This is a genomic window from Haloferax sp. Atlit-10N (assembly GCF_003586325.1).
Taxonomy (GTDB): Archaea; Halobacteriota; Halobacteria; order Halobacteriales; family Haloferacaceae; genus Haloferax; species Haloferax prahovense.
The window spans coordinates 670,778-692,427 of sequence record NZ_PSYX01000002.1 but is presented as its reverse complement, the minus strand read 5'-3'; the positions used below and the strand labels follow the sequence as shown (position 1 = coordinate 692,427).

At 66.8% G+C, this 21,650-nt stretch carries 23 protein-coding genes and 1 tRNA gene; 11 read left to right on the top strand and 13 right to left on the bottom strand.

Annotation, left to right across the window (positions count from 1 at the left end):
- Positions 1 to 2 precede the first annotated feature (2 nt).
- The 3 genes from gcvH to gcvPB are packed head-to-tail and all read left to right on the top strand — an operon-like array spanning position 3 to position 3,149.
- Positions 3 to 383, top strand: coding sequence for a glycine cleavage system protein GcvH (gcvH, locus tag C5B91_RS10465; protein WP_008095565.1), 381 nt, complete (start codon positions 3 to 5; stop codon positions 381 to 383).
- Position 384: 1 nt separating this feature from the next.
- Complete coding sequence (gene gcvPA, locus C5B91_RS10460) at positions 385 to 1,728, top strand: aminomethyl-transferring glycine dehydrogenase subunit GcvPA (protein WP_115819554.1); 1,344 nt, start codon at positions 385 to 387, stop codon at positions 1,726 to 1,728.
- Positions 1,728 to 3,149: an aminomethyl-transferring glycine dehydrogenase subunit GcvPB gene (gene gcvPB, locus C5B91_RS10455; RefSeq protein ID WP_008095567.1), complete on the top strand. Its 1,422-nt coding sequence runs from the start codon at positions 1,728 to 1,730 to the stop codon at positions 3,147 to 3,149. The genes gcvPA and gcvPB overlap by 1 nt, the downstream gene beginning before the upstream one ends.
- 23 nt (positions 3,150 to 3,172) lie before the next feature.
- Here gcvPB and C5B91_RS22420 read toward each other — a convergent pair whose 3' ends face one another.
- On the bottom strand, positions 3,173 to 3,349 hold the full coding sequence (locus C5B91_RS22420; RefSeq protein ID WP_004969725.1) for a hypothetical protein: 177 nt from the start codon (positions 3,347 to 3,349) through the stop codon (positions 3,173 to 3,175).
- A 394-nt stretch (positions 3,350 to 3,743) separates the two neighbouring features.
- Here C5B91_RS22420 and C5B91_RS10450 point away from each other — a divergent pair, with 394 nt between their 5' ends.
- On the top strand, positions 3,744 to 4,085 hold the full coding sequence (locus C5B91_RS10450; protein WP_049967664.1) for a hypothetical protein: 342 nt from the start codon (positions 3,744 to 3,746) through the stop codon (positions 4,083 to 4,085).
- Positions 4,086 to 4,214: 129 nt separating this feature from the next.
- Here the strand turns inward: C5B91_RS10450 and C5B91_RS10445 are convergent, their stop codons facing one another.
- Genes C5B91_RS10445 through C5B91_RS10435 form a run of 3 tightly spaced genes read right to left on the bottom strand, consistent with a single transcriptional unit; the run spans position 4,215 to position 6,391 of the window.
- Complete coding sequence (locus C5B91_RS10445; protein ID WP_147298779.1) at positions 4,215 to 4,994, bottom strand: hypothetical protein; 780 nt, start codon at positions 4,992 to 4,994, stop codon at positions 4,215 to 4,217.
- A gap of 44 nt (positions 4,995 to 5,038) precedes the next feature.
- Positions 5,039 to 5,623, bottom strand: coding sequence for a hypothetical protein (locus tag C5B91_RS10440; protein WP_115819555.1), 585 nt, complete (start codon positions 5,621 to 5,623; stop codon positions 5,039 to 5,041).
- 51 nt (positions 5,624 to 5,674) lie between these two features.
- Positions 5,675 to 6,391: a hypothetical protein gene (locus C5B91_RS10435; protein ID WP_147298780.1), complete on the bottom strand. Its 717-nt coding sequence runs from the start codon at positions 6,389 to 6,391 to the stop codon at positions 5,675 to 5,677.
- Between the two features lie 98 nt (positions 6,392 to 6,489).
- On the opposite strand from C5B91_RS10435, the gene C5B91_RS10430 reads away from it, so the two are divergent.
- Together C5B91_RS10430 and C5B91_RS10425 are read left to right on the top strand one after the other, a co-directional pair.
- Positions 6,490 to 7,254, top strand: coding sequence for an ABC transporter ATP-binding protein (locus C5B91_RS10430; RefSeq protein WP_008095577.1), 765 nt, complete (start codon positions 6,490 to 6,492; stop codon positions 7,252 to 7,254).
- Positions 7,255 to 7,257: 3 nt separating this feature from the next.
- The gene (locus tag C5B91_RS10425) at positions 7,258 to 8,862 is read left to right on the top strand and encodes a hypothetical protein (RefSeq protein ID WP_049967660.1); all 1,605 of its coding nucleotides are present in this window, start codon (positions 7,258 to 7,260) and stop codon (positions 8,860 to 8,862) included.
- Positions 8,863 to 8,913: 51 nt separating this feature from the next.
- Here C5B91_RS10425 and C5B91_RS10420 read toward each other — a convergent pair whose 3' ends face one another.
- Genes C5B91_RS10420 through C5B91_RS10410 form a run of 3 tightly spaced genes read right to left on the bottom strand, consistent with a single transcriptional unit; the run spans position 8,914 to position 11,836 of the window.
- The gene (locus C5B91_RS10420) at positions 8,914 to 9,912 is read right to left on the bottom strand and encodes a metal ABC transporter permease (RefSeq protein ID WP_008095581.1); all 999 of its coding nucleotides are present in this window, start codon (positions 9,910 to 9,912) and stop codon (positions 8,914 to 8,916) included.
- A complete protein-coding gene (locus tag C5B91_RS10415) occupies positions 9,909 to 10,733 on the bottom strand; it encodes a metal ABC transporter ATP-binding protein (RefSeq protein ID WP_081909220.1) in 825 nt (274 codons plus the stop codon). The genes C5B91_RS10420 and C5B91_RS10415 overlap by 4 nt, the downstream gene beginning before the upstream one ends.
- Positions 10,730 to 11,836: a metal ABC transporter substrate-binding protein gene (locus C5B91_RS10410; protein ID WP_008095585.1), complete on the bottom strand. Its 1,107-nt coding sequence runs from the start codon at positions 11,834 to 11,836 to the stop codon at positions 10,730 to 10,732. The genes C5B91_RS10415 and C5B91_RS10410 overlap by 4 nt, the downstream gene beginning before the upstream one ends.
- Positions 11,837 to 12,024: 188 nt before the next feature.
- Between C5B91_RS10410 and C5B91_RS10405 the strand changes: the two genes are divergently transcribed.
- The 4 genes from C5B91_RS10405 to C5B91_RS10390 all read left to right on the top strand — a co-directional run bounded on the left by C5B91_RS10405 (position 12,025) and on the right by C5B91_RS10390 (position 13,462).
- Positions 12,025 to 12,264, top strand: coding sequence for a glutathione S-transferase N-terminal domain-containing protein (locus C5B91_RS10405; RefSeq protein ID WP_008095587.1), 240 nt, complete (start codon positions 12,025 to 12,027; stop codon positions 12,262 to 12,264).
- Positions 12,261 to 12,794: a cob(I)yrinic acid a,c-diamide adenosyltransferase gene (locus C5B91_RS10400; protein WP_004969720.1), complete on the top strand. Its 534-nt coding sequence runs from the start codon at positions 12,261 to 12,263 to the stop codon at positions 12,792 to 12,794. The genes C5B91_RS10405 and C5B91_RS10400 overlap by 4 nt, the downstream gene beginning before the upstream one ends.
- A 269-nt stretch (positions 12,795 to 13,063) precedes the next feature.
- Positions 13,064 to 13,315, top strand: coding sequence for a hypothetical protein (locus C5B91_RS10395; protein WP_008095589.1), 252 nt, complete (start codon positions 13,064 to 13,066; stop codon positions 13,313 to 13,315).
- Between the two features lie 72 nt (positions 13,316 to 13,387).
- A tRNA-Val gene (locus C5B91_RS10390) sits at positions 13,388 to 13,462 on the top strand.
- A gap of 239 nt (positions 13,463 to 13,701) precedes the next feature.
- On the opposite strand, the gene C5B91_RS10385 is transcribed toward C5B91_RS10390, so the two are convergent.
- Together C5B91_RS10385 and C5B91_RS22415 are read right to left on the bottom strand one after the other, a co-directional pair.
- Positions 13,702 to 13,890: a hypothetical protein gene (locus tag C5B91_RS10385; RefSeq protein ID WP_004975315.1), complete on the bottom strand. Its 189-nt coding sequence runs from the start codon at positions 13,888 to 13,890 to the stop codon at positions 13,702 to 13,704.
- The gene (locus C5B91_RS22415; RefSeq protein ID WP_181950681.1) at positions 13,890 to 14,039 is read right to left on the bottom strand and encodes a zinc finger domain-containing protein; all 150 of its coding nucleotides are present in this window, start codon (positions 14,037 to 14,039) and stop codon (positions 13,890 to 13,892) included. The genes C5B91_RS10385 and C5B91_RS22415 overlap by 1 nt, the downstream gene beginning before the upstream one ends.
- A gap of 500 nt (positions 14,040 to 14,539) precedes the next feature.
- Between C5B91_RS22415 and C5B91_RS22650 the strand changes: the two genes are divergently transcribed.
- On the top strand, positions 14,540 to 16,321 hold the full coding sequence (locus C5B91_RS22650) for a hypothetical protein (protein WP_233514219.1): 1,782 nt from the start codon (positions 14,540 to 14,542) through the stop codon (positions 16,319 to 16,321).
- A gap of 90 nt (positions 16,322 to 16,411) precedes the next feature.
- On the opposite strand, the gene C5B91_RS10370 is transcribed toward C5B91_RS22650, so the two are convergent.
- The 4 genes from C5B91_RS10370 to C5B91_RS10355 all read right to left on the bottom strand — a co-directional run bounded on the left by C5B91_RS10370 (position 16,412) and on the right by C5B91_RS10355 (position 21,648).
- On the bottom strand, positions 16,412 to 16,783 hold the full coding sequence (locus C5B91_RS10370) for a hypothetical protein (RefSeq protein WP_115819557.1): 372 nt from the start codon (positions 16,781 to 16,783) through the stop codon (positions 16,412 to 16,414).
- 80 nt (positions 16,784 to 16,863) lie between these two features.
- Entirely contained in the window at positions 16,864 to 17,568 is a 705-nt protein-coding gene (locus tag C5B91_RS10365; protein ID WP_008095594.1) for a haloacid dehalogenase type II, read from the bottom strand.
- A gap of 120 nt (positions 17,569 to 17,688) precedes the next feature.
- Positions 17,689 to 19,473 (bottom strand): Ig-like domain-containing protein, encoded by a 1,785-nt coding sequence (locus C5B91_RS10360; protein ID WP_008095595.1) that lies wholly within the window; start codon positions 19,471 to 19,473, stop codon positions 17,689 to 17,691.
- A 3-nt stretch (positions 19,474 to 19,476) separates the two neighbouring features.
- Positions 19,477 to 21,648 carry a hypothetical protein gene (locus C5B91_RS10355; protein WP_049913600.1) on the bottom strand — a complete coding sequence of 724 codons (2,172 nt, stop codon included), beginning with the start codon at positions 21,646 to 21,648 and terminating at the stop codon, positions 19,477 to 19,479.
- Between the last annotated feature and the right edge of the window lie 2 nt (positions 21,649 to 21,650).

Sequence of the window (21,650 nt, the reverse complement as noted above, 5' to 3'; positions counted from 1 at the left end):
CAATGTTCGAAATCCCTGACGACCGGAAGTACCTGGAATCGCACGAATGGACCACCACCGAGGGCGACGCCGTCAAAATCGGCATCTCCGACTTCGCGCAGGACGAACTGGGCGACGTCGTCTTCGTCGAACTCCCCGCTGAGGGCGACGAACTCGCCGCCGGCGAGGAGTTCGGCGTGGTCGAGAGCATCAAGGCCGTCTCGGACCTCTACGCCCCCATCTCGGGCACGGTCACGGCCGTCAACGAGGAACTGTTCGACGCCCCGGAACTCCTCAACGACGACCCCTACGGCGACGGCTGGATGCTCGAAGTCGAACCGGCCGACACGAGCGAGTTCGACGACCTCCTCTCTCCCGAGGAGTACCGCGAGCAGACGGAGTGAGATGACGGCTGGAAACGGACGGCGGGTCGGAAGCCCGTACGCCCCACACACCGACGCCGACGAGGAAGCGATGCTGGACGCCGTCGGCGTCGACAGCGCGGAAGACCTCTTCGACATCCCCGGTGAGGTCCGCTTCGACGGCGAGTTCGGCGTCGACAGCGCCGACGAACAGGAGCTCAGGAACGCCATGGCCGACCTGTTTTCACGCAACGAGGAGCTGACGGAGTTCCTCGGTCGCGGCCACCACGCCCACTACGTGCCGGCGCTGGTCGACGACCTCTCGCGGCGCTCGGAGTTCCTCACCTCGTACACGCAGTACCAGCCCGAAATCGCACAGGGCTTCCTGCAGGTGCTGTTCGAGTACCAGTCGATGCTGGTCGAACTGACCGGGCTTCCGGTCGCCAACTGCCCGATGTACGACGCCGCGACGGCGCTCGCCGAGGCCGCGCTTCTCGCGAACCGCCTTCGCCGCGGCGCGAGCGGCCACCGCGTGCTCGTCCCCGAACACCTCCACGAGGGTCGTCTCGGCGTCCTGGAGAACTACCTCGACGGCGCGGAGATGGAAATCGGCGAGTACCCGATGGACGACGGCGCGGTCGACGTCGAGACCCTCGCGGACCTCGTCGACGACGAGACCGTGATGGTCTACGCCGAGACCCCGACGGTCCGCGGCGTCATCGAGGAGCGACTCGCCGATATCAGCGACCTCGCCCACGACAACGACGCGCTGTTCTGTCTCGGAAGCGACCTCGTGGCGCTCGCCCTGCTCGAAGAACCCGCGAGCGTCGGTGCCGACGTGGTCGTCGGCGAGGCCGGCGCGCTCGGCCTCGGAACGGCCTACGGGATGGGTCTCGGCATCTTCGCCACCCGTGAGGAGTACCTCAGGCAGGTCCCCGGCCGCCTCGTCGGCGTCTCCGAGGACAGCGCCGACATGCGGGCGTTCACGCTGACGCTCCAGACCCGCGAACAGCACATCCGAAAGGAGCGCGCGACCTCGAACATCTGTACGAACCAGGCGTGGGTCGCGCTCCGAACCGCCATGCACATGGCGTGGCTCGGCCCCGACCGCCTCGTCGACTTGGCGACGCAGGCCGTCACCGACGCGCGCGACCTCGCCGCCCGACTGGACGAGCTTTCGGGCGTCAAAGCACCGCTGTACGACCGCCACCACTTCCGCGAGTTCGTCGTCCGGACGGACCAGCCCGCGCCAGCCATCACGAACGACCTCGCCGGCCGCGGCTTCGCGGTCCACGCCCTCGACGACCACCATCTGCAGGTCTGTATCACCGACGCGAACGCCGACGCCGCGGACGGACTGGTCGCGGCCTTCGAGGAGGTCATCTGATGAACTTCGACCAAGCCCGATTCAGCCGCGACGACGAGTACGAACCGCTCCTGTCCGAGAAAGACAGTACCACCGTCGAGGTCGATTCCGACGGCGTCCTCCCCGACGACCTGACCCGCGACGAACTGACGCTGCCGGCGCTGTCTGAGCCGCAACTGGCGCGCCACTACACGCGCCTGTCGCAGATGAACTACAGCGTCGAACTCGGGCCGTACCCGCTGGGGTCGTGTACGATGAAGTACAACCCCTCGTTCACGGAGGACGTGGCCGCGGACCCCAACGCCGGGGTCCACCCCGACCGCTCCGACCGGACGATTCAGGGGACGCTCGGCCTCCTGCACGGCCTGCAGGAGTACCTCGCCGACATCGGCGGGATGGACGCCGTGACGCTCCAGCCCCCGGCGGGTGCCGCGGGCGAGTTCACGGGTATCCTCGTCGCCAAGGCCTACCACGAGTCGCGCGACGACGACCGCTCGGAGATTATCATTCCCTCGTCGGCCCACGGGACGAACTTCGCGTCGGCCGCGATGGCCGGCTACGACGTGGTCGAACTCCCGTCCGACGACGACGGCCGCGTCGACATGGAGGCGCTCGACGCCGCCATCTCCGAGGAGACGGCCGCGCTCATGCTCACGAACCCCAACACGCTCGGGCTGTTCGAGCGCGACATCGTCGACATCGCCGAGATGGTCCACGACGCGGGCGGCCTGCTGTACTACGACGGCGCGAACCTCAACGCGCTGCTCGGCCGCGCCCGCCCCGGCGACATGGGCTTCGACATCATGCACTACAACGTCCACAAGACGTTCGCCACGCCCCACGGCGGCGGCGGCCCCGGTGCGGGTCCGGTCGGCGTGGTCGAAGAGCTCGCGGAGTTCCTCCCGAGTCCGATGGTCCGCGAGACGGCCGCCGGCTACGAGCAGTACGAACCCGAGTCCTCTATCGGCAAGGTCCACGGCTTCGCCGGTAACTGGCTCGTCCTCGTGAAGGCGTACGCCTACATCGCCCGCCTCGGCGACGCCGGTCTCGCGGACGCCAGCGCCAAGGCCGTCCTCAACGCCAACTACCTCGCCTCGCAGATAGACCTCGAAGTCCCGTACGGGCCGTTCCACCACGAGTTCGCGGCGACCTCGGGCGACCGCGACGCCGCCGACGTGGCGAAGCGCATGCTCGACTACGGCGTCCACCCGCCGACGACGAAGTGGCCCGAACTCGTCTCGCAGGCGATGCTCACGGAGCCGACGGAAGTCGAGGACAAGGCGTCGCTCGACGACCTCGCACACGCCTTCAACGCGGCGTACGCCGACTCCGACGAGGCGCTCGAAACCGCGCCCACGAAGACCAGCGCCCGCCGCATCGACCAGGTGTCCGCCGCGCGGAACCCGCGGCTCTCGTGGCAGGCGCTCGGCGACGGCGAATAACGAGAAAACCTCTTTTTCGCGGCTTACGCTTCCGCTTTCGCGTACGTCTCGATGTCGTCCGTGATGTGGATGTAGCCGTAGTCGCACTCCGTGCAGTGCCACTTCGTCTTCGTGCCGAGGTGAATCTCCATGCTGGCGGCGAGGTAGAACGTGTCGTTGCCGCAAGCCGGGCATTCGCGCTGGATTTCGAGGTCGCTCATGGGGTCGAATCCGTGGTAGTCGTTGTTGAAGATATTGGTTCGCGGGCGGGAGCGGGCCGTGATAAACCAATTACGACGATATGAAATTCGTCTCGGCGGCCGAATGCCCGCAATGGCGAGGGCATCGGCGTCTGCGCGCTCGACACGAGAGCGACATCGGCGCGAGCGTCCAGAGCGTCGTCGCCGGGATGAAGACCTCTCGGCGTCTGCATCGAGGTCGAAGCGACCGGCCGACGGGAGGCGATACTCACCGTCTCGGGACTCGCCGGCGTCGACGAGACACTCACCGTCTCGATATAGGCGGCCGACGAGCGAGTGCGACGGGGACCGTGTCGGCCTTGCGCACACCTGTCTGTGAAGTAGTGTTATCTCCTTCCAGACACAAGCGACCGGCGTGTCCATCACCGCTATCGAGCGACCCCGCGTACTGCTGTTTTCCCTCCTCACCGTCGTCTTAGGCGGCCTGACCGTTCGGGCCACCGTCGGCGGTCACGACCCCGTGCAAGCGCTGCTCCTCGCCTCGCTGACGGGGTACGCGGTGACGGGGTTGTTGTTCCACCGGGTACCGAACGTCGAGCGCCTCGCCGCGGTCCCGCTCGGCGTCATCGGCGTCGCCGCCTACGCGGTCGGCGCGCCGACGGACCTCCCGGTGCTGTTGGTTCTTCTCGGCGTTGGGGGAGTGGTCGACCTCCTGTGGGACCCGACCGGGAACGTCCAGGGGAGCCAGTCGGACTGAGCGCGGGCAAGCCAGCAAACGGCTCGGGCGGGCGTCGAAGCGTGATTTCGTGGTCGCCGAGAGACGAGGGTTCGGGTGCCCGAGTCCCCTGAACGGCACGCCGACCGGCGGCCAGCGGGACCATCGTCACTAGGGAACCAGTCCGCCGAACCATTGATGCACGTAGAGAACAGCCGGGTACGTCGCGGGAAACGCGAGTAGGAACCCGTTCAAGCCCATGAACGCAGCGTTGAAAACGTGGAACAGGACGCCGAGTGAGAGCAGTCCGACCGACAGTTCAATCGGTCGAAGGAGTACTAGCGGGAAAGCACACTCGAAGGCGATGACGCCCCACGAGCCGACCTGGGTGAGCCGGGGATAGCGGTCGAGAAACCGAAACACGCGGCCGTTCCCCCAGTTGTTCGTCGCGAAGACACCGAGCACCGCTGTCCCGTCCCGCCACTCGTCCGACATCGCCTTACTGAGCCCCGCAATCGCGTATGAGAGGACCGCCTGGGCGGCGACGAACGCCATGGCAGCACGGGAAAGAACGCTCCCCTGGGGGGCGAGCGTGACGAGCAATACCCCGAAGGTAACGATCGTCGCCATCTGGAAATCACCGCTCAGGCCGCCCTGACACCGGAAGACGATGCAGACGTCGGTGAAAAGAACGACGAGAAGTCCGAGCGGGGATGGCATCCCGAACGCCGCCGTCACGCCGACCGCAGCGCCAGCCAAGAGTCGGCAGCCGAGTACCCACCGGAATCGGGGATACGTTATCAGCGGAACGACCACCTTCGAGGCCGGTCCGGACTCCGCGAACAAGCGGGAGACGTCCCAATTCAGTACGCCGTCGGGCTCGAATCTGCCGCGGGTAGCTAACTGCTCTGCCGACTTCAGGACCGTGTGAACGCCGATAAGGAGTGCCATCACGCGCGTGGCTCCGATGAGTGTGAGCGTTGGAATCATGTTAATCAGTCATCGAGTGAGTGAAATTCCGAGGCGAATACCAGTTCGTGCCCGTCGCTCGCGCGCGAGTACTGCATAACAGCGAACTGCGTGGACTCTCCGAGCGGTGAGTGTTCCTGTGCCGTCACGAGCTGCAAGAGCGTGAGGTACATCGTCGAGAACTTCACCTGACCGAGATCGACTCGTCTCGGTTCCGGGGGGGTTGCCGCTGTTACCTCCGTTTCGGAATCTGCGCGCTGTTCGTCGTCATCAAAGGCTGACGTGAGACCCTGTGTGAGGTCGAAAAGTGCCTTGCTCCGGTACATCGATGGGTTCCAGACCCACCGGACGATAGCCGGAGGGGCCGACTGACTGAGTTTGTCGACGCTCCGCCAAGCGCTCAGCGACCCGTCGGTTCGACGGTCGCGGTATAATAAGACGTAGTCGTGTTGCCCCGGATGTGGCGAAAAGAAGTTCCACTTCGGAACTATCGCGTACAACGGACCGAGCCGTTGGGAGAGCGCGCTTGCGGCAATCCGGGTTGAGTTTCCTACCGTGGCTCCGACCCACGCACCCAGAAACGCGAGAACGACCGACTGAAGCGGCGTCATCGCGGACCAATTCGGGAGGTTTGCTGCATGATTGGAGCCAGATGGCGTCGTTTAGGCGCCAACCCGCGCCTCGATCAGCTCACTCACCGACTGGCCCGAGTCGGCGTCGGAACTGGCACCCGAGGGAGCCTCAAACGCATGGTTAGCTCGTCCGCTGCTCGAGACGGCAACCGCTGCGATGGTGACGGCGACGACGGCCGCCGCGGCGGTGGACAGGTCGGACTCTGGGTCGAAGTCAGGGACGTCTTCGCCCGCTGGAAGCCGGTCGAGCGCATCGCGTTCCGCCGAGTTGAGACCCGGCGGCGCGACGATGATGTGGAACGTCAGTTCGTCGGCACCTGCAGCCTCGCGGACCCAGAACGACGACGAGTCGATGTGACCGCCATTGAACGGGACGGAGGTGACGGCAATTGAGGCCTCGGATGGAATCGCCCGGTCGGCGACGATTTCCCGGTCACCGTAGCCGAGGTCGAAGCTCGAAACGTCACCGCTCACTTCCGAAGCCGGGCGGGGAGCGACCGACTCGTCGGCGATCTGCTCGGCGATGTGGTCGCGCTCGTTCGCGTCGAACGCCCCGTCTGCGTCGTCGAGGCCGGCGAGCGGATCGTCAGCCTCCCGGGAACAGATCAGCGTGATGCTCCCGCTTAGTTGCGGCGGCACCACGTCGAGTTCTGACCGTGAGAGCACGGTAACTTCGGGGGAATTGGTCTCGATGCTGGCACTACTATTCTCAACGCTTTCACGTTGATTTATGACACTGCCGGACATGTCATCAGTATAATAATGTTAGATGATAATAAAGATACTCCCGGGGCAAATCCGAGTGACTGGAGTGCAGCCCCGTTTGAGGAGGCAGTTTAATTATCGTGATACACGACGAACGAAACGTGCCGCTAGCAATCGAGACCGAGTCGCTCCGGAAGGAGTACGGCGACACCGTCGCAGTCACAGGGCTCTCTCTCCGAGTGGAGTCGGGGAGCGTCTACGGATTCCTCGGTCCGAACGGTGCGGGGAAGACGACGACGATGCGCATGCTCACGACACTGACGGCGCCGACGAGCGGCCGCGCGCGCGTCGCCGGGGCGTCCATCGAAGACAGGGCGTCGGTGACGAGTCGAATCGGATTTCTGCCGGACGTTCCGCCGCTGTACGACGAACTCACCGCGCGCGAGCAGTTGCGGTACGCGGGCGGCATCCGTGACCTGCCCGCCGAGACGATTCGCGAACGGGTTTCGGCGCTTCTCGACCGGTTCGACCTGTCCGACGACGCCGACCGCCGCCTCGGAGCGTACTCCCGCGGGATGCGAAAGCGCGTCGGACTCATTCAGATACTCTTGCACGACCCCGACGTTGTGTTTCTCGACGAGCCCACGTCCGGACTGGACCCGCGGTCGGCGCGGACGATGCGCCGCGTCATCGAAGACCTGGCCGACGACGAGACCACCGTGTTCCTCTCCTCGCACCTGCTCACCGTCGTCGAGGCGCTCGCGGACCGCGTCGGCGTCATTCAGGACGGACGGCTCGTCACCGAGGGGCCGCTGGACGCGGTGAAACGCAAAGCGCAGCGCGACGGGGAGTCGGAAGGGCTCGAAGCCGCCTTCCTAGAGATGACCGAGGGCCGGAGCGAGTGACCGATGGAGACGATGGTTCGGCAGGTCGGACACGTCGTTCGCGTCCGCGCCCTCCGCGGGGTCCGGCGAGCGCGCGACCGCCCGATGGTGTCTGTGCTCTATCTCGCCGCCGTCTCGTTCGCACTCCTCGCGGTCGTCGGCCGACTCCCGGTCTCCGGCTACGAGGCGGTCTGGAGCGACCCGGGTGCGTACGCCGCCGGCGTCGCCGTTGCGGATGGGAGAGGGGCCGGCGCGCTCGGCACCGCGCGCGGGCTGTCGGGACTGTTGGCAGTCGCGACCTGCTACGGTGTGCTCGTGAGAACGGCCCAACGAGAGGACGACGAACGGACTGACCACCGGCGCCTCGCGCTCTCCCCGACGGCGTTTTTCACCGCGGAGCTTCTCGACCAGCTCGCGTTCGCCGGCCGGCTCGTCGGCGTCGTGGGCGTCGCCGGTGGCGTCGCGTTCGCCGCCGGAGCGGCGTCACCGAGGACGGCTGTGACCGCGCTCGTCGCCGTCACGGCGCTGGTCGCGACGGCCGTTGCGGTGACATTCCCGGTCGCGCTGGGTGTCAGATTGGCGTTCCGTCACTATCCGCGAGTGCGACGGCACCGGCTCCTTTTCGGCGCGCTCTTGGTCTCGGTCGTGGGCTTCGCGTTCGTTCGAACTCGGTCGTCCTTCGCGCTCCTGAGCGGACTCCCGGTCGGTTGGTACGCCGACCTCGCGCTTGTCGGCGCGGGCGTCGGTGCCTCGGACGGGCGCGCCGTCGCCGCCCTCCTCGGAACGCCTGTCGCGTGGTGGCTCGGTGTCGCCACGGCCCGCCGGATAACTGACTACCAACGGGCGGACGCTGGAAAGGCAGGGGAAACGCGGGGAGACCCGGCAATCGTAACCCGGCTTCGGGTCGCCGGCGGCCGGCTCGTCGCCCGTGTCGCCTCGCGGCCGACGGCCGCCGTCGCCCGCGTCGTGTGGCTCCGCCTGTGGCGCGAACCGCGCGCACTACTGTTCAGCGGAATCGTCGTCGGAGCCACCGCGGGGGTGGGACTCGTGGTCGTCGAGACGCTCCCGACCGCACTTCCGGCCGTCGTCGCGACCTACGTCGCGGTCGCGACGGGCGCGGGAGTGACGCTCGACCCGCTCGGAACCGAAGGCGCCGCGCTCCCGCTTACGCTCACGGCACCCCACGGGCGCGAACGAGTCGTGACGGGCTACGCGCTGTCGGCGGCCATTCCGGGGACCGCGCTGTCGGCGGCGGCCGGACTCGGAACCGCGCTCTCGATTGGCGCTGCCCCGGCGGCCTGCGTCGGCGCGGCGCTCGTCGGCTCGATACTGGGTGCGACAGCGCCCGTCGTGTCGCTCGCGGCCGGTCTTCGGCTTTCGCCGACGGACGCGGCGACCGGCTCGCGAGGCGTCGGGCTCCCCCCGCTCGGCGCGCTCTCGGCGTTCTCCGTGGTCGTCGCGCTCATCGGGATGCCGGCTATCGCCGCGACCGCCGCCATCGAGACCGGTTCGATGTCTCTCTCGACGGCCATGACGGTCGCCGTCGCCGCGACGGCGCTTCTCGGACTCGGCGTGGGCTGGTACGCGTTCCGGGACGCGGTCGGGCGACTCGACCGGTACGAACCATGAGCAGCCTCGAAACCGCCGAGCTGACGGACGGGGCGAAAAACGCGAGCGACGTTACAGGTCGGAGGACTCGATACTCCCCAGTTCGGGCGTCGCGTCCTCTCCGGCGCGCGACTGCAACTTACCGATGGCGACGGAGACGACGTAGATACCGACCGCGAAGAGGACGATGACGCCCCCCGCGGTGGCCTCGCCGTAGTAGGACGCGCCGATGCCGAGCAGCACGGCGAGTTCGGCGAGGACGACGGAGACCAGAAGCGACTCGGAGAAGCTTCGGGAGACCTGCGCCGCGCCCGCGACCGGGACGACGAGCATGGCGGCGACGAGGATGACGCCCATAATCTGCATCGCGCCGACGACGACCAGCGCGGTCAGCATGACCATCACGCGGTTGTACCACGTCACCGAGATGCCCGAGACGGCGGCGGCCGTCTCGTCGAACGTCACGTAGAGCAGTTGGTTGCGCGTGAGCGCGACGGTGCCGACGATGACGGCGAACAGCACGAGCAGGATGGCGGCGTTCTCCGCCGAGACGGTCGAGAGGTTGCCGAAGAGGTACTGGTTGATGCCGACCGCGAGGCCGCCCGCGTTGAGGCTGATGAGGACCGTCCCCAGCGCGAATCCGGTCGACAGCACGATTGCCATCGACACGTCGTTGTAGGCGTCGGTCGTCTCGGAGATGAGTTCGATGAGGAGCGCCGCGATGACGGCGACGACGACGGCGGTCAGGTACGGCGAGACGCCGAGGCTGAACACGCCGTTGAGAAAGAGGCCGACGGCGACCCCGGCGAAGGCGGTGTGGGCGAGCGCGTCGCCGATGAGCGCGAGCTGGCGGTGGACGAGAAACGTCCCGATGAGGGGAGCCATCACGCCGATACAGAGGCCGACGAGGATGGCGCGGTGCATGAACCGGTAGTCGAGGAAGCCGAGGCCCGTTGCGTCGCCGACGGCGAAAAGCAGGTCGGACCACAGCGCGAGGAACCAGTAGAACGGCGCGAGGACGGCGTCCAACGGTCCCGCCTGCAACGCGGCGAACAGTTCGACGGGTATCACGCGCCACCACCACCGGCGAACGAGGCCGCGGTCCCGAACGCTCGTGCGAGCGCGTCGCTCTCGACGAACTCGTCGGTCGGACCGTCGAAGTAGACCTCGCGGTTGAGACAGACGACGCGCCGGGCGTGGTCGGTGACCGCGCCGAGGTCGTGTTCGATGAGGAGAATCGTGATGCCCTCCTCGTTGAGCGCTTCGAGCAGGTCGTAGAAGGCGTCGACCGACTCGGCGTCGACGCCGACGGTCGGCTCGTCCAAGACGAGCAGGTCCGCCTCGCCGGCGAGCGCACGGGCGATGAAGGCGCGCTGGCGCTGGCCGCCCGAGAGCTTCGTCACCCGGCGGTTGGCGAAGTCCGTCATGCCGACTGTGGCGAGCGCCTCGTCGACGATGCGGTGGTCCTCGGCCGAGAGCCGGCCGAAGCCGACGTGGGGGAACCGACCCATCTTCACGACCTCGCGGACCGTGATAGGCATCTCCTTGGAGGCGCTCGCGTGCTGGGCGACGTAGCCGATGCGCGCGCCGTCGTCGAAGGCGTGCGAGGGCTCGCCGAACAGCCGCGCGGTCCCCGCGTCGGGCCGGAGCAGGCCGAGGATGAGCTTCATGAGCGTCGATTTCCCGGAGCCGTTCGGCCCGACGATGGCGACGTACTCGCCGGGGTCGATGCGGAGCGAGATGTCCTCCACGACGGGCGTCGCGGTGTACCCGAACTCGACGTCTGCGAGTTCGACGAGGGGGCCGGACGAGCCGCCGGCGTCGGCGGTGGCGTCGTCGGCGACGCCGATATCAGCGGACTCCGCGGACTCGCCGTTCCGGAGGGCGCTCATTCGAAGTTCCTCCACTCGTCGGCCCAGCCGTCGTGGCCGACCTCGTCGGGCGACTTGTTGCCGAGGACGACCTCGAACGTGGGCATGTTGATGTTGTACGCGATTTCCTCGTAGCCCCAGTCGTTTTCGACCCAGTCCTCGCGGACGCCCGCGTAGGGTGTGACGGGGAAGTACGCCTCGACGGGCGTCTCGGCGATGAGCTGTTTCGCCGGGCGACGCGTCTCGAAGACGCCCGCGCCGATGTACTTGATGTCGTTGTCCTCGATGACGCGCTTCGCCTCGGTGATGTCCGAGGGCTTCACGTCGCCGCTGGCGGCGAGGTTGACGACGAGCGGGCGCATCTCGACGCCGTAGCGGACGCCGATGTACTGGAAGGCGTTGTGGGCCGCCAACTGGACGACCTTGCGCGACGCCCGGTCGAAGATGTCCTGGTAGTCCCGGTCGATGCGGTCGAGCACGTCGGCCTTGTACGCGTCGGCGTTGTCGCGGAAGGTCTCCTCGTGCTCGGGGGCGAGTTCGACCAGCCCCTCGGTGATGTTGTCGACGGCGGTCTTGGCGCGCCGCGGGTCGAGCCAGAAGTGGGGGTCTCTCCCGCGGCCCTCGCCGACGCCCTCCTCGTCGCGGTCGAGGCTCGCGGCGAGTTCCACGAGTTCGACGCCCTCGCGGACGTTGATGAGTTGGGTGTCCACGTCGTCGTCTTTCAGCGTCTGGATGGCGCGGTCGGCCCACGGTTGGAAGTCCTCGCCGACGTGGACGAACGCGTCGGCCTCGATGATGTCGCGCGTGACACTCGCGTCCGGCTCCCAGCCGTGGCCGTGGAGGCCGGTCGGAATGAGGTTCTTGAGCGTCACCGGCGTGTCGGCCGCGACCTTGCGCGCGAAGTCGTAGAAACTGAAGAACGACGCGACGACGACGAATTCGTCTTCCGACTCGGACCCGCCAGAGGCGTCGTTGGAGCCGGTGTTCGAGCCATCGCTTCCGCTTCCCGCTCCGCCGCCACCGCCGAGACAGCCGGCGAGGCCGGCCGTCAGCAGACCGGAACCGGCCGCGACGACCGACCGCCGAGAGAGTTTGGGGTCGACCGAATCTGCGTTAGTGTTCATCACTATGTGAAATAGATACAAGCCACCATATAGATTTGTTGCTCTAAGGTTGAATTTTGACGTGTCTAAAACATGCGGGTGGAGAGCCGTAACGGCTCACGGGGCACCGACGGCACGACGACCGAGGCGTGGCGGTCGGGCCCATCGGCGTGCAAATCTCTTTGAGTCGGCGCGCCCAACGGCGGGGCATGGGAATCGAACTCTACGCGCTCGACGGCTGTCCGTACTGCGAGAAGGTCCACGACGCGCTGTCCGAGGCGAGCGTCGACTACGAGACGCAGTGGGTCGACGCGCTCCACTCGGACCGAAACGAGGTCAAGCGCGTGAGCGGCCAGCGCGGTGTCCCCGTTCTCGTTGACGGCGACCGCGGCGTGACGATGTCCGAGAGCGAGAACATCCTCCGGTACGTCGACCAGACGCTGGCATGAAGATATACACCGGCCGCGGCGACGAGGGGATGACCGACCTGCGGGACATGACCCGCGTGTCGAAGACGAGCCACCGCATCGAGGCCTACGGGACGGTCGACGAGGTGAACGCCCTCGTCGGGACCGTCCGCCCGACCGGCCACGACGACGTGGACGACGTGCTGGAAGCCGTCCAGAACCACCTCCACATCGTGCAGGCCGACCTCGCGAACCCCGACCCCGACGAGGACGACCCGCAGATAGCCGCCGACCACGTCGACGAACTCGAAGCGTGGATAGACGAGGCCGACGAGGAACTCGACCCGCTCACGTCGTTTATCCTCCCGGGCGGGAGCGAGACGGGAGCCAAGCTTCACCACGCCCGCGCGGTGTCGCGGCGGGCCGAGCGTCGCGTCGTCTCGCTCGCGGCCGAAGAGCCGGTCAACGAGGAAGTCGTCGCGTACCTCAACCGCCTCTCCGACGCGCTGTTCGTCTTCGCGCGACTGGTCAACAAGCGCGACGGCGTGCCCGAGGAGTCGCCGACGTACTGAGTCCGAGCGCCCGCTTCACCCGCCGGCGTCGGCGCGATCGGCGCGGTCGCTCACGAGGATAATGGGACCAGGACGGACGAATCGTGCCCACGGTATCGCCGTCCCGGAAAGGGGCCAGACGCTAACTGGAACCGACCACGAAGCGTGGCCTGCGTTCCCGGTTTTAGGTATGCCTAAGAATCACTAAAGTGTATCGCTCTTTCCCAGACAAATGACTCTCGGTAACACGTGACATAACCGTTTTCTCGTCGCCGTGGCTATCCAGAGGTATGAACCGACACTTCACCGACGCGCGGTACTACTTCCGACGGGGATTCGAGCACCTGTACGCCGGTCTGGACGAGGAGACGGCACCGCTCCGTCGCCGCCTCATGGCGGCGCTCGGGCGCGAGGTTGAGGACGGGGAGGAGTCCGAGCCGCAGACGCGGCGAGAGCGCGTCGAGTACGGCGCGCGCCGGGCGGCGACGCGGAGTCGCCGGGCCGCCGGGCGGGTTCGCCGTCGCGTGCGGCGACCCGAGTAGGCTCGTTTGTGCCCTCGAATCGGGGCACAACGTAAGTCTTAATTGGCGGCGCGGAAAATCGAAATCGTAGCCGGGTTGGTGGTCTAGCCAGGTTATGACGGCTCCTTCACACGGAGCAGGCCGGCGGTTCGAATCCGCCCCAACCCACTTCTCTTCGACACCACCGACGAGCGACAGCGAGGAGCGTGTGTCGAAGTGTGTGGTCACCGCGGATTCGAAGCAGGGAGCGAACGGAGTGAGCGACCGAGGTTCGAATCCGCCCCAACCCATTTTCTGATTCCTCGAACACCGAGCGGAGCTGAACGTCGTGGCCGGAGCGAGGCGTCCGTGGAATCGGAGACTGAGCACTACCAGGTGAACTACCGAAAAGCGCCGCCCGCCGACGCCTACGCGATGTCGTCGAGCGAGACGGCGCTTCCGCGGTCGACCGTAATCCACGACGTCGTCAGCTCATCCGACTTCGGGGAAAACACCGTCAGTTCGGTCGGGTTCTCCGGGTCGTCGTAGATACATTCGAGGTCGAACACCGGCGCGTCAGCCAACTCGTCGGAACTGTGTGGTGCGGCCGTGCTCATCAGATGGATACGTCCGTCTGGCAACTCGCACACAGCGCGTCGGCGACCGCCTCCTTCGGGACGGACGTCCCGCATCGAGGGCACCGCGAACGGGTGCGCGAGTACTCCGTGTACGGTGCAATCCGCGAATTCTCGTTGGATTCGCTCATACACGACCAAATAGGACACGAGTACAAGAAGTTTTGGATATTAAGAGTGTAATTCCCCAAATTCGAACTCATATGTAACGTCAATTCTGAGTATATTGCCTACTCCTCAACGTCGAGAGGACAATCGGTACCCGGGTGGGAAGTCAGATGAGACTACTCGAACGACACGTGGGACAGCCAGCGATTCGACACCGTTCCGTTTTCGAAACGCTCAGCCGACCCCGTCTCTCAAAATGTCAAGAACTTCGAATAAACGAGAAGCTACCACGTTAGCTTTGGCGACCGACTCGCTTTTCTGACAGTTAAATCGTAGCGTCTCGCGTGAAACATCGTGTTTCGTGAACTGTTGCAAAAAAACAGGTCAATGAGCCCCCAGTATCGAAATCAGAGACAGACTAACCACCTATACCATCAGGTAAGTTGACAGCTTGCACGCGAAACTATTGAAACTATCTCGTCAGCTTTTGCCCACAGCGTCGGTAGATTGTCACTGCAGACACATGAATACACGAACACGTATCGCCGGCGTCCTCGTCGTCGTCGCGCTCGTCGCGGCGGCGGCGACAGGAACTGGGATGGCGGCGGTCGACACACGGCAGGCACAGGTACAGCAACAGACACAGACACAGATGCAGGCGGAGTACTGCACGTATCCGAGCAACACGACCTACGGGTCGTTCGAGGTGAGTAACCTCTCCGCGCCGTCCGGCGTCGAAGCCGGTGAGCCGGTGACGGTATCGGCGGACATCACCAACCCGAACGACGTGCCGATGATTCAGTGCGTCGAGTTCCGTCTGGAGGGTGACGTGGTCGAACGGACCGGCTGGGCGCTGAACCCCAACGAGACCGAGACCATCACGTTCGACGTCAACACGACGGGCCTCGAAGACGGGACGTACATCCACGGCATCGAGACGCGCGACTTCGGTGAACTGGCGACGCTCACCGTGGGCGAACAGCCCGAGCCAGAACCCGAAGAACCGACCGCGTCGCTCCAGTTCGACGACCAGGAGTCCGACGGGAGTAGCGTGACCGTCGCGAGCGCGAACCTCTCTGACGGCGGCTACCTCGCTATCCTCGACGAGAACGGCTCGGTCGTCGGTGCGACCGACTACCTCGAACCCGGCGAGCAGGAGAACGTCTCCGTGCCGCTCCTCGAATCGCTCAACGAGAGTGCGACGCTGACTGCACAGGCGCACCTCGACACCAACGACAACCAGACGCTCGACTTCCTCACGTCTAACGGGACTGAAGACGGCCCGTACACGGTCAACGGGACGCCCGTCACCGACGACGCTGACGTGACCGTCGGCGAGGAGCCGACGCCGGAAGAGCCGACCGCGTCACTCCAGTTCGACGACCAGGAGTCCGACGGGAGTAGCGTGACCGTCGCGAGCGCGAACCTCTCGGAAGGCGGCTACATCGCCGTCATCGACGAGAACGGTTCGGTCGTCGGCGCGACCGACTACCTCGAACCCGGCGAGCAGGAGAACGTCTCCGTGCCGCTCCTCGAACCGCTGAACGAGAGTGCCACCCTGACTGCACAGGCGCACCTCGACACCAACGATAACCAAACGCTCGACTTCCTCACGTCCAACGGGACCGAAGACGGCCCGTACACGGTCAACGGGACGCCCGTCACCGACGACGCTGACGTGACTGTCGGTGAGGAGCCGACCACCGAAGAACCGACGACTGAGGAGCCGACCACCGAAGAACCAACTACGGAAGAGCCAACGACTGAGGAACCGACCACCGAAGAACCGACCGAAGAACCGACAGCGACCGTCGAGTTCGAAGACCAGAACTCCAACGGGGCCACCGTGACCGTCGCGAGCGCGACCCTCTCTGAGGGCGGCTTCGTCGTGATTCACAACGAGAGCGGCGACGTCGTCGGGATATCGAACTACATCGAAGAGAGCAACAGTAACATCCGAATCTTCCTCACCGAGTCGCTGAGCGAGAGCGCCACCCTGACCGCCATGGCGCATCTGGATACGAACAACAACCAACAGCTCGATTTCCTCTCGTCTGACGGCGCTGAGGACGGCCCGTACACGATGGACGGGTCGCCCATCACCGACGACGCGGAGATAACCGTCGGTGACGAGCCGACGACAGAGGAACCAACGACAGAGGAACCAACTACGGAAGAACCGACGACTGAAGAACCGACCACGGAAGAACCGACGACTGAAGAACCGACCACGGAAGAACCGACGAACGAGACGGAGACACCACCGCCGACCGAGACGCCTATCGACAACGGAACGGAGAACTGAGACGACGACCGCCGACCGACCCGGTCCTACCGCCGAGTCGGCTCGAACTATTTTTCACGACGAGCGCCGGTCCGACCGACCCGGCAGCAGTCACCGGCCGAGCGCCGCGAGCAGACCGTCGGGAACGGTGAGGAAGCCGAACCAGACCAACAGGACCACGAGCGCAGTGTAACCGATAGAGATGGCGAAGTCCTTGGCGAACCGTCGGGTCGTATATGGCTGCGATTCGGCGGACACCGCGTCGACAGCGCCCTTGTGGAGCAAGACGAAGCCGACCACGTTCGTCAGCCAGTAGCCGGCGACGACACCCGGGAGAAACCAGCTTCTGGAGACGAGACTCACCGTGACGCCGAACGCGTAGGCCAGCGGGAGGTTGACCACGAGGTCGTTCCACCACGAAAGCGGGGACAGAACGAACCCGATAGCGGCCAAGATTCCGCCTTTCACGCGCCGGCGTTCCATCCAACTAGATGAACGGCCAGCGACAATAGTATTGTGAGCACCTGGCGCGCGGTTCCCGCGAGCGGGTGCGAGCCGTGGGGTCAGTCCGCCGTCCCGCTTTCGTCGCCGACGAGCGTGTCGACGAGCGCCGTGAGGTCGGAGACAGAGAGGTCCGGCTCCGGTCCGAACGGTTCCCACGGCGAGTCCTTCCGGTCGACCCAGACGCCCTGCATCCCGGCGTGTTGGGCCCCCATCACGTCGAACCAGCCGGCGGTCGCGTGGGCGATTTCGTCGATGGGCGTCCCGGTGCGGGCGGCCGCGTGGCGGTAGAGTTCCGCGTCGGGTTTGAACACTCCGACCTCGTCGGCGCTGACGACGCCGTCGAGGAGGTCGCGGATGTCGGCGTGGTCGACCATCGAGTCGAGCATCTCCGGGTTCCCGTTCGAGACGACGTAGCAGTCGTAGCCGGCGTCGCGGAGGCGGCCGACCGCGTCGCGCACGTCGTCGAACACGTCGAGTTCGTGGTAGACCGAGAGAATCTCGTCGCGCTCGGTCGCCGAGACCGACGCGTCGTGGGCCTCCAGCGCGTACTGGAGCGCCGCGCGGTTGACCTCGTAGAAGGGCTCGTACTCGTCGATGTGGTTGCCGACGAAGGTGTATTCGAGCGACCGCGACCGCCAGAGCCTCGAGACGGGCTCGGGGTCGTCGACGCGCTCGGCGAGCGCCTTCTCGGCGGCGTCGACGTCCACGAGGGTGCTGTACGAGTCGAACGTGACCGTCGAGACGCGGTCCGGGTCGAACGACATGCGAGACCCTACGGCGACGCGGGTGTTAACGATACGGCGGTCGTGCGAACCCGGCGGGAAAAAAGACCGAAGAATGGGGTTGGCGCTCCTGACGAGCGCGGCGGAGGTGAGTCGGCCTACTCAGTCGTCCTCCCAGAGGGTCACGAGGATGACCACGTCCTGCATGTCGAAGGCGTTGCTGTTCGTGTTCGTCGTGCCGAGTTCGAACAGGAAGATGGCTTGGTTGCTGTCGAGTTCCATCGTCTGTCCGTCGTCGCTGATGTAGGGGGCGACGAACTCGGCGGCGTCGTCCTGTCCGTTGTAGCCTTTTATGTCCGGCACCGGGTCGCCGTCGCGGAGGACCGCGACCTGCCGGTGGTCGACCGACGAGTCGGCCGTGACGTAGCCCTCGGCGGCGGCGACGATGGAGAGGCCGTCGCCTGCGTCGCCCGCCACGTTGAACGAGCGCGACGCGCCGTCGTTCACGTTGTTCCAGTCGAACGGGCTGTGGGACTCGCCGTCGACGACGAAGGTGACGGAGACGGGCACGTCGTACCGCCCGTTCTTGATGGCGCTGCCGAGCAGTTCGAACTCGCCCGTGAAGTCGTCGGAGGGGACGACCTCGCCGTCGTCGATGGTGAAGTCATCTTCGGGCTCCGGCGTCGGGGTCGGCGTGGGTGTTGGCGTTGGTGACGGCGTCGGCGTTGGAGTGGGCGTCGGAGTCGGCGTCGAGGTGACGACGTTTCTGACCTCGTAGGTCTCGCCCATCCCGCGGACTTCCAGCGGGAAGGTGACCGTCGCGCCGGGGCCGGACGCCCCGTCGAGGGTGACGGTGACCGTGTCGTGTTCGATTTCGGTCACGCCGTCGGGCGCGGTGTACGTGAAGCTCGCGCGGCCCGACTCGTCGGTGACGGCGGTCGCCCCGTCGGTGGGGGCGACGGTGCCGCCGAGCGAGGTCGGCGATGCGACGGTCAGCGTCGCGCCCGCGGCGGGCGCGCCGTACCGGTCGAACGCGCGGACGACGAGCGTCTCGCGGCCGCCGGAGGGGACCGCGGCGTCCTCGCCTTCGACCGCGACGGCGTAGGCGGCGGGGTCGGGTTCGACAGCCTCGCCGACGCCGAGGCGAGCGACGCGGAAGTCGTAGCGGACGCCCGCGTCGAGTTCGATAGTGACGACCGCGTGGTCGCCGCTGGAGGTGTAGGAGACGACCCGCGCGTGGGGTTCCTCGGCCATGAGGTCGACCCACGCGTCCTCCGAGAGGTAGGTCGGCACCGAGATGCGAACCGGGTCGGTGGCGCTGTAGACGGGTAGCGACTCGGTGCGGACGGAGACGGGCGCGAGCGCCACGGTGTCGCCGGCGGTCGTGTGGCCGTCGAGGTCGCCTTCGAAGAAGACGAGCGTGACGGTCGTGCCGCGGACGAGCGACTGGCGGTGGACGACGGGGGTGCCGTCGGTTTCGAGGTACGAGACGCCGCTTTCGAGCACCATCCGGGCCTCGTCGCGCTCGGCGTAGTCGGGTTCGTAGACGATGGCCCCGGTCGCGTAGGTGTGCGTCGAGCCGTTCCAGAAGACCCGCTCGGGGCCGACCGCGGAGACGCCCGTGACGGTCACGGCGTCCGCGCCGTCGACCCGGAACGTCCCGACGCTGTCGGGCGGTGAGACCACGAGGTAGCGCTCGGGGTACGACACGTCGGAGTCGACCGCGACGCGGCTGCCGGCGTCGACGCCGGAGGCGCGGAACACCTGCGAGTCGAGCGACGCGAGGTCGGTCGAGACGCTGGCGCTGTGGTCGGCTTCGTCGCCGGCGGTCCAGACGGGCGTGCCCGCGAGTTGGACCATGGCGATGACCGACACGATGAGGCCGAACGCGAAGACGAGCCCGAGGATTTCGGACACGCCGCGAGAGTCCAGAGAGAGGCGAGACACGGCTCAGACCTCCACGTCGGGCGCGTTCAGTTCGGGCGAGTCCTCGTCCTCGATGGCGGAGTCGGGGAGGTAGATGCGGGTCGCCGCGGTGATGACCACGTCGTCCTCGGCGGAGATGGCGGCCTCGCGGCCGCTGACCATGCCGCTGTCGGAGGTTATCTCCACGTCCGTCTTCGCCGAGGCGATGTTCGCGCCGACGACGAAGATGTTGCCCTCGGCGTCGACGAGGATGTCGCCGTCGCCGAGCATGACCACGCCGTTGAGGTTGACGCCGCCGCGGGCGGAGTCGATTTCGAGGTCGGCGTTGTCCTTGACGCCCGAGAGGCCGGCCCCGGCGAGGTCGACGCCGTCCGCGCCGTCGATGCGGACGTCGCCTTTCCCGCTGATGTCGGCGCTCCGGGCGCTGACGAAGCCGTTCGTCGAGGTGACAGCGAGGAGGTTGCGATCCTGCGTGAGCGTCACCCCGGCGTTGTCGAGGTCGATGTCGCCGCCGGCCTCGATGGTGAGGTCGGCGTTGCTGCCCTGCGTGACCGACGCGCCGGAGAGGTCGATTTCGTCTCCCGCGGTCACGTCGATGTTCTTGCCCGAGACCGAGGTGACGCTCACGCCGACCGCGGCCAGAGAGCCGCTTCCGGCGTCGATGTCGATTCGGCTGTTCGAGCCGGTCGCGACGACGTCGACGTGGAGCGAGACCCCGTCGCCCGCGAGGGTGATGTCCTCGTCGGAGACGATGGTTCGGACGCTCGGCGGGACGACGAGCCGGTCGGAGCCGGCGTCGTAGACGATGTCGCCGCCCGTGCCGGTGTTGTTGACGCGGTAGTCCGCGCCGTCGAACTCGCCGTTGCCGTCCACGTCAGCGTAGACGAAGCCGGGGTCGCCGATGGCGGCCACGAGCCCGCGGAGCGGGTCGGTGACGCCGCCCTCGCGGAGCTGCACGTCGAAGGTCACGCGGTCGACGTTCGCGCCCGCGGAGTCCTCGACGACCACGTCGAACTCGTCGGAGACGACGCCGTCGACGCTGCTCGTCGCGGTGTAGACGAACGTCGCGCGGCCGTCGCCGTCGGTGACGGTCGAGATGGTTCCGGTGTCGCGCGCGACGATGCGCCCGCTCTCGGCGGTCAGGCCGGGGCTGGCCTTGACGACCGCGTTGGGGACGGGGTTGTTCTGCGCGTCGCGGACCTCGACGACGGCCCGGTGGGTCGCACCGGGCGGGACGACGGCGTTGTCGCCCTCGACGTCGACGATGTAGGCGGGCTCTTGGAGCGCGCCGGGGGTGTCGATGCCGACCCGCGAGAGCCGCAGGTCGTACGTCTTGCCGGGCGCGAGTTCGACCGTCAGGGTGTTGTAGTCGGCTCCGGTCGCGTAGGCGATAGAGCGGACGTTGGGTTCGTCGGCCAGCAGGTCGCGCCACGTGTCTTCGGAGAGCCGAGTGGGGACCGAGATGGAGATGGGCGTGCCCGCGTCGGTGACCGTGATGTAGTCGGTGCCGGCGCTCAGGGGGACGACGCTGAAGGTCGTCGCCTCGCCCGTCGCGGTGTCGATGTCGCCTTCGAGGAAGACGAGAGACACCTTGGTCCCGTCGACGAGCGACTGGGTCGCACCGACTTCGCCGCCGCCGTAGGCGGTGTACTGCGCGGTCCCCTCGTGGACGAGCGAGGGTTCGCTCTGGAGGTACCGGTAGTCGGGTCGGTAGACGAACTGCTGGGTGTCGAACGCGTGTTCGGAGCCGTCCCAGTAGGTGCCGGTCTCGCCGGTCGCGACCGCGCCGGAGATGCGGGCCGTCGCGGGGTCGGTCGTCCGGAGCGAACCGGAACCGGCCGCGGGCGAGACGAACAGCGCGCGGGTCGGGTAGTCGACGCCGGCGTCGAGGGTCGCGCGGGTCTGCCGGCCGTCGACGGCCTTGGCGACGCTCTCGTCGAACGCGGCGAAGTCGGTCTCGGCCGCGGTGAGGTGTTCGAATTCGGTCTGTTGGTTCCACGCGGGGACCGCCGAAACCTGCACCATCGCGACGAGCGAGACGACGAGCGCGAACGCGAGCATCGTGCCGAGGATGGCCGAGGCTCCGCGGCGGTCACCGCGGAGGTGCGAGCCGCGGCGGGCCTCGCCCGCGACGAACCCGCGCAGTACGTGCCTGAGGGGCGATTGCGTGTGTTGATTGGGAGTGTTGTGAGTCATGG

Excerpts from the sequence above, each read along its gene's own strand:
- C5B91_RS10385 (WP_004975315.1), bottom strand. The coding sequence starts at position 13,890 with ATGAGCACGGCCGCACCACACAGTTCCGACGAGTTGGCTGACGCGCCG.
- C5B91_RS10440 (WP_115819555.1), bottom strand. The coding sequence starts at position 5,623 with ATGACGCCGCTTCAGTCGGTCGTTCTCGCGTTTCTGGGTGCGTGGGTC.
- C5B91_RS10445 (WP_147298779.1), bottom strand. The coding sequence starts at position 4,994 with ATGGCACTCCTTATCGGCGTTCACACGGTCCTGAAGTCGGCAGAGCAG.
- C5B91_RS10425 (WP_049967660.1), top strand. The coding sequence starts at position 7,258 with ATGGAGACGATGGTTCGGCAGGTCGGACACGTCGTTCGCGTCCGCGCC.
- gcvPB (WP_008095567.1), top strand. The coding sequence starts at position 1,728 with ATGAACTTCGACCAAGCCCGATTCAGCCGCGACGACGAGTACGAACCG.
- gcvPA (WP_115819554.1), top strand. The coding sequence starts at position 385 with ATGACGGCTGGAAACGGACGGCGGGTCGGAAGCCCGTACGCCCCACAC.
- C5B91_RS22650 (WP_233514219.1), top strand. The coding sequence starts at position 14,540 with ATGAATACACGAACACGTATCGCCGGCGTCCTCGTCGTCGTCGCGCTC.
- C5B91_RS10365 (WP_008095594.1), bottom strand. The coding sequence starts at position 17,568 with ATGTCGTTCGACCCGGACCGCGTCTCGACGGTCACGTTCGACTCGTAC.
- C5B91_RS10355 (WP_049913600.1), bottom strand. The coding sequence starts at position 21,648 with ATGACTCACAACACTCCCAATCAACACACGCAATCGCCCCTCAGGCAC.
- C5B91_RS10415 (WP_081909220.1), bottom strand. The coding sequence starts at position 10,733 with ATGAGCGCCCTCCGGAACGGCGAGTCCGCGGAGTCCGCTGATATCGGC.
- gcvH (WP_008095565.1), top strand. The coding sequence starts at position 3 with ATGTTCGAAATCCCTGACGACCGGAAGTACCTGGAATCGCACGAATGG.
- C5B91_RS10410 (WP_008095585.1), bottom strand. The coding sequence starts at position 11,836 with ATGAACACTAACGCAGATTCGGTCGACCCCAAACTCTCTCGGCGGTCG.
- C5B91_RS10400 (WP_004969720.1), top strand. The coding sequence starts at position 12,261 with ATGAAGATATACACCGGCCGCGGCGACGAGGGGATGACCGACCTGCGG.
- C5B91_RS10405 (WP_008095587.1), top strand. The coding sequence starts at position 12,025 with ATGGGAATCGAACTCTACGCGCTCGACGGCTGTCCGTACTGCGAGAAG.
- C5B91_RS10395 (WP_008095589.1), top strand. The coding sequence starts at position 13,064 with ATGAACCGACACTTCACCGACGCGCGGTACTACTTCCGACGGGGATTC.
- C5B91_RS10370 (WP_115819557.1), bottom strand. The coding sequence starts at position 16,783 with ATGGAACGCCGGCGCGTGAAAGGCGGAATCTTGGCCGCTATCGGGTTC.
- C5B91_RS22420 (WP_004969725.1), bottom strand. The coding sequence starts at position 3,349 with ATGAGCGACCTCGAAATCCAGCGCGAATGCCCGGCTTGCGGCAACGAC.
- C5B91_RS22415 (WP_181950681.1), bottom strand. The coding sequence starts at position 14,039 with ATGAGCGAATCCAACGAGAATTCGCGGATTGCACCGTACACGGAGTAC.
- C5B91_RS10435 (WP_147298780.1), bottom strand. The coding sequence starts at position 6,391 with ATGTCCGGCAGTGTCATAAATCAACGTGAAAGCGTTGAGAATAGTAGT.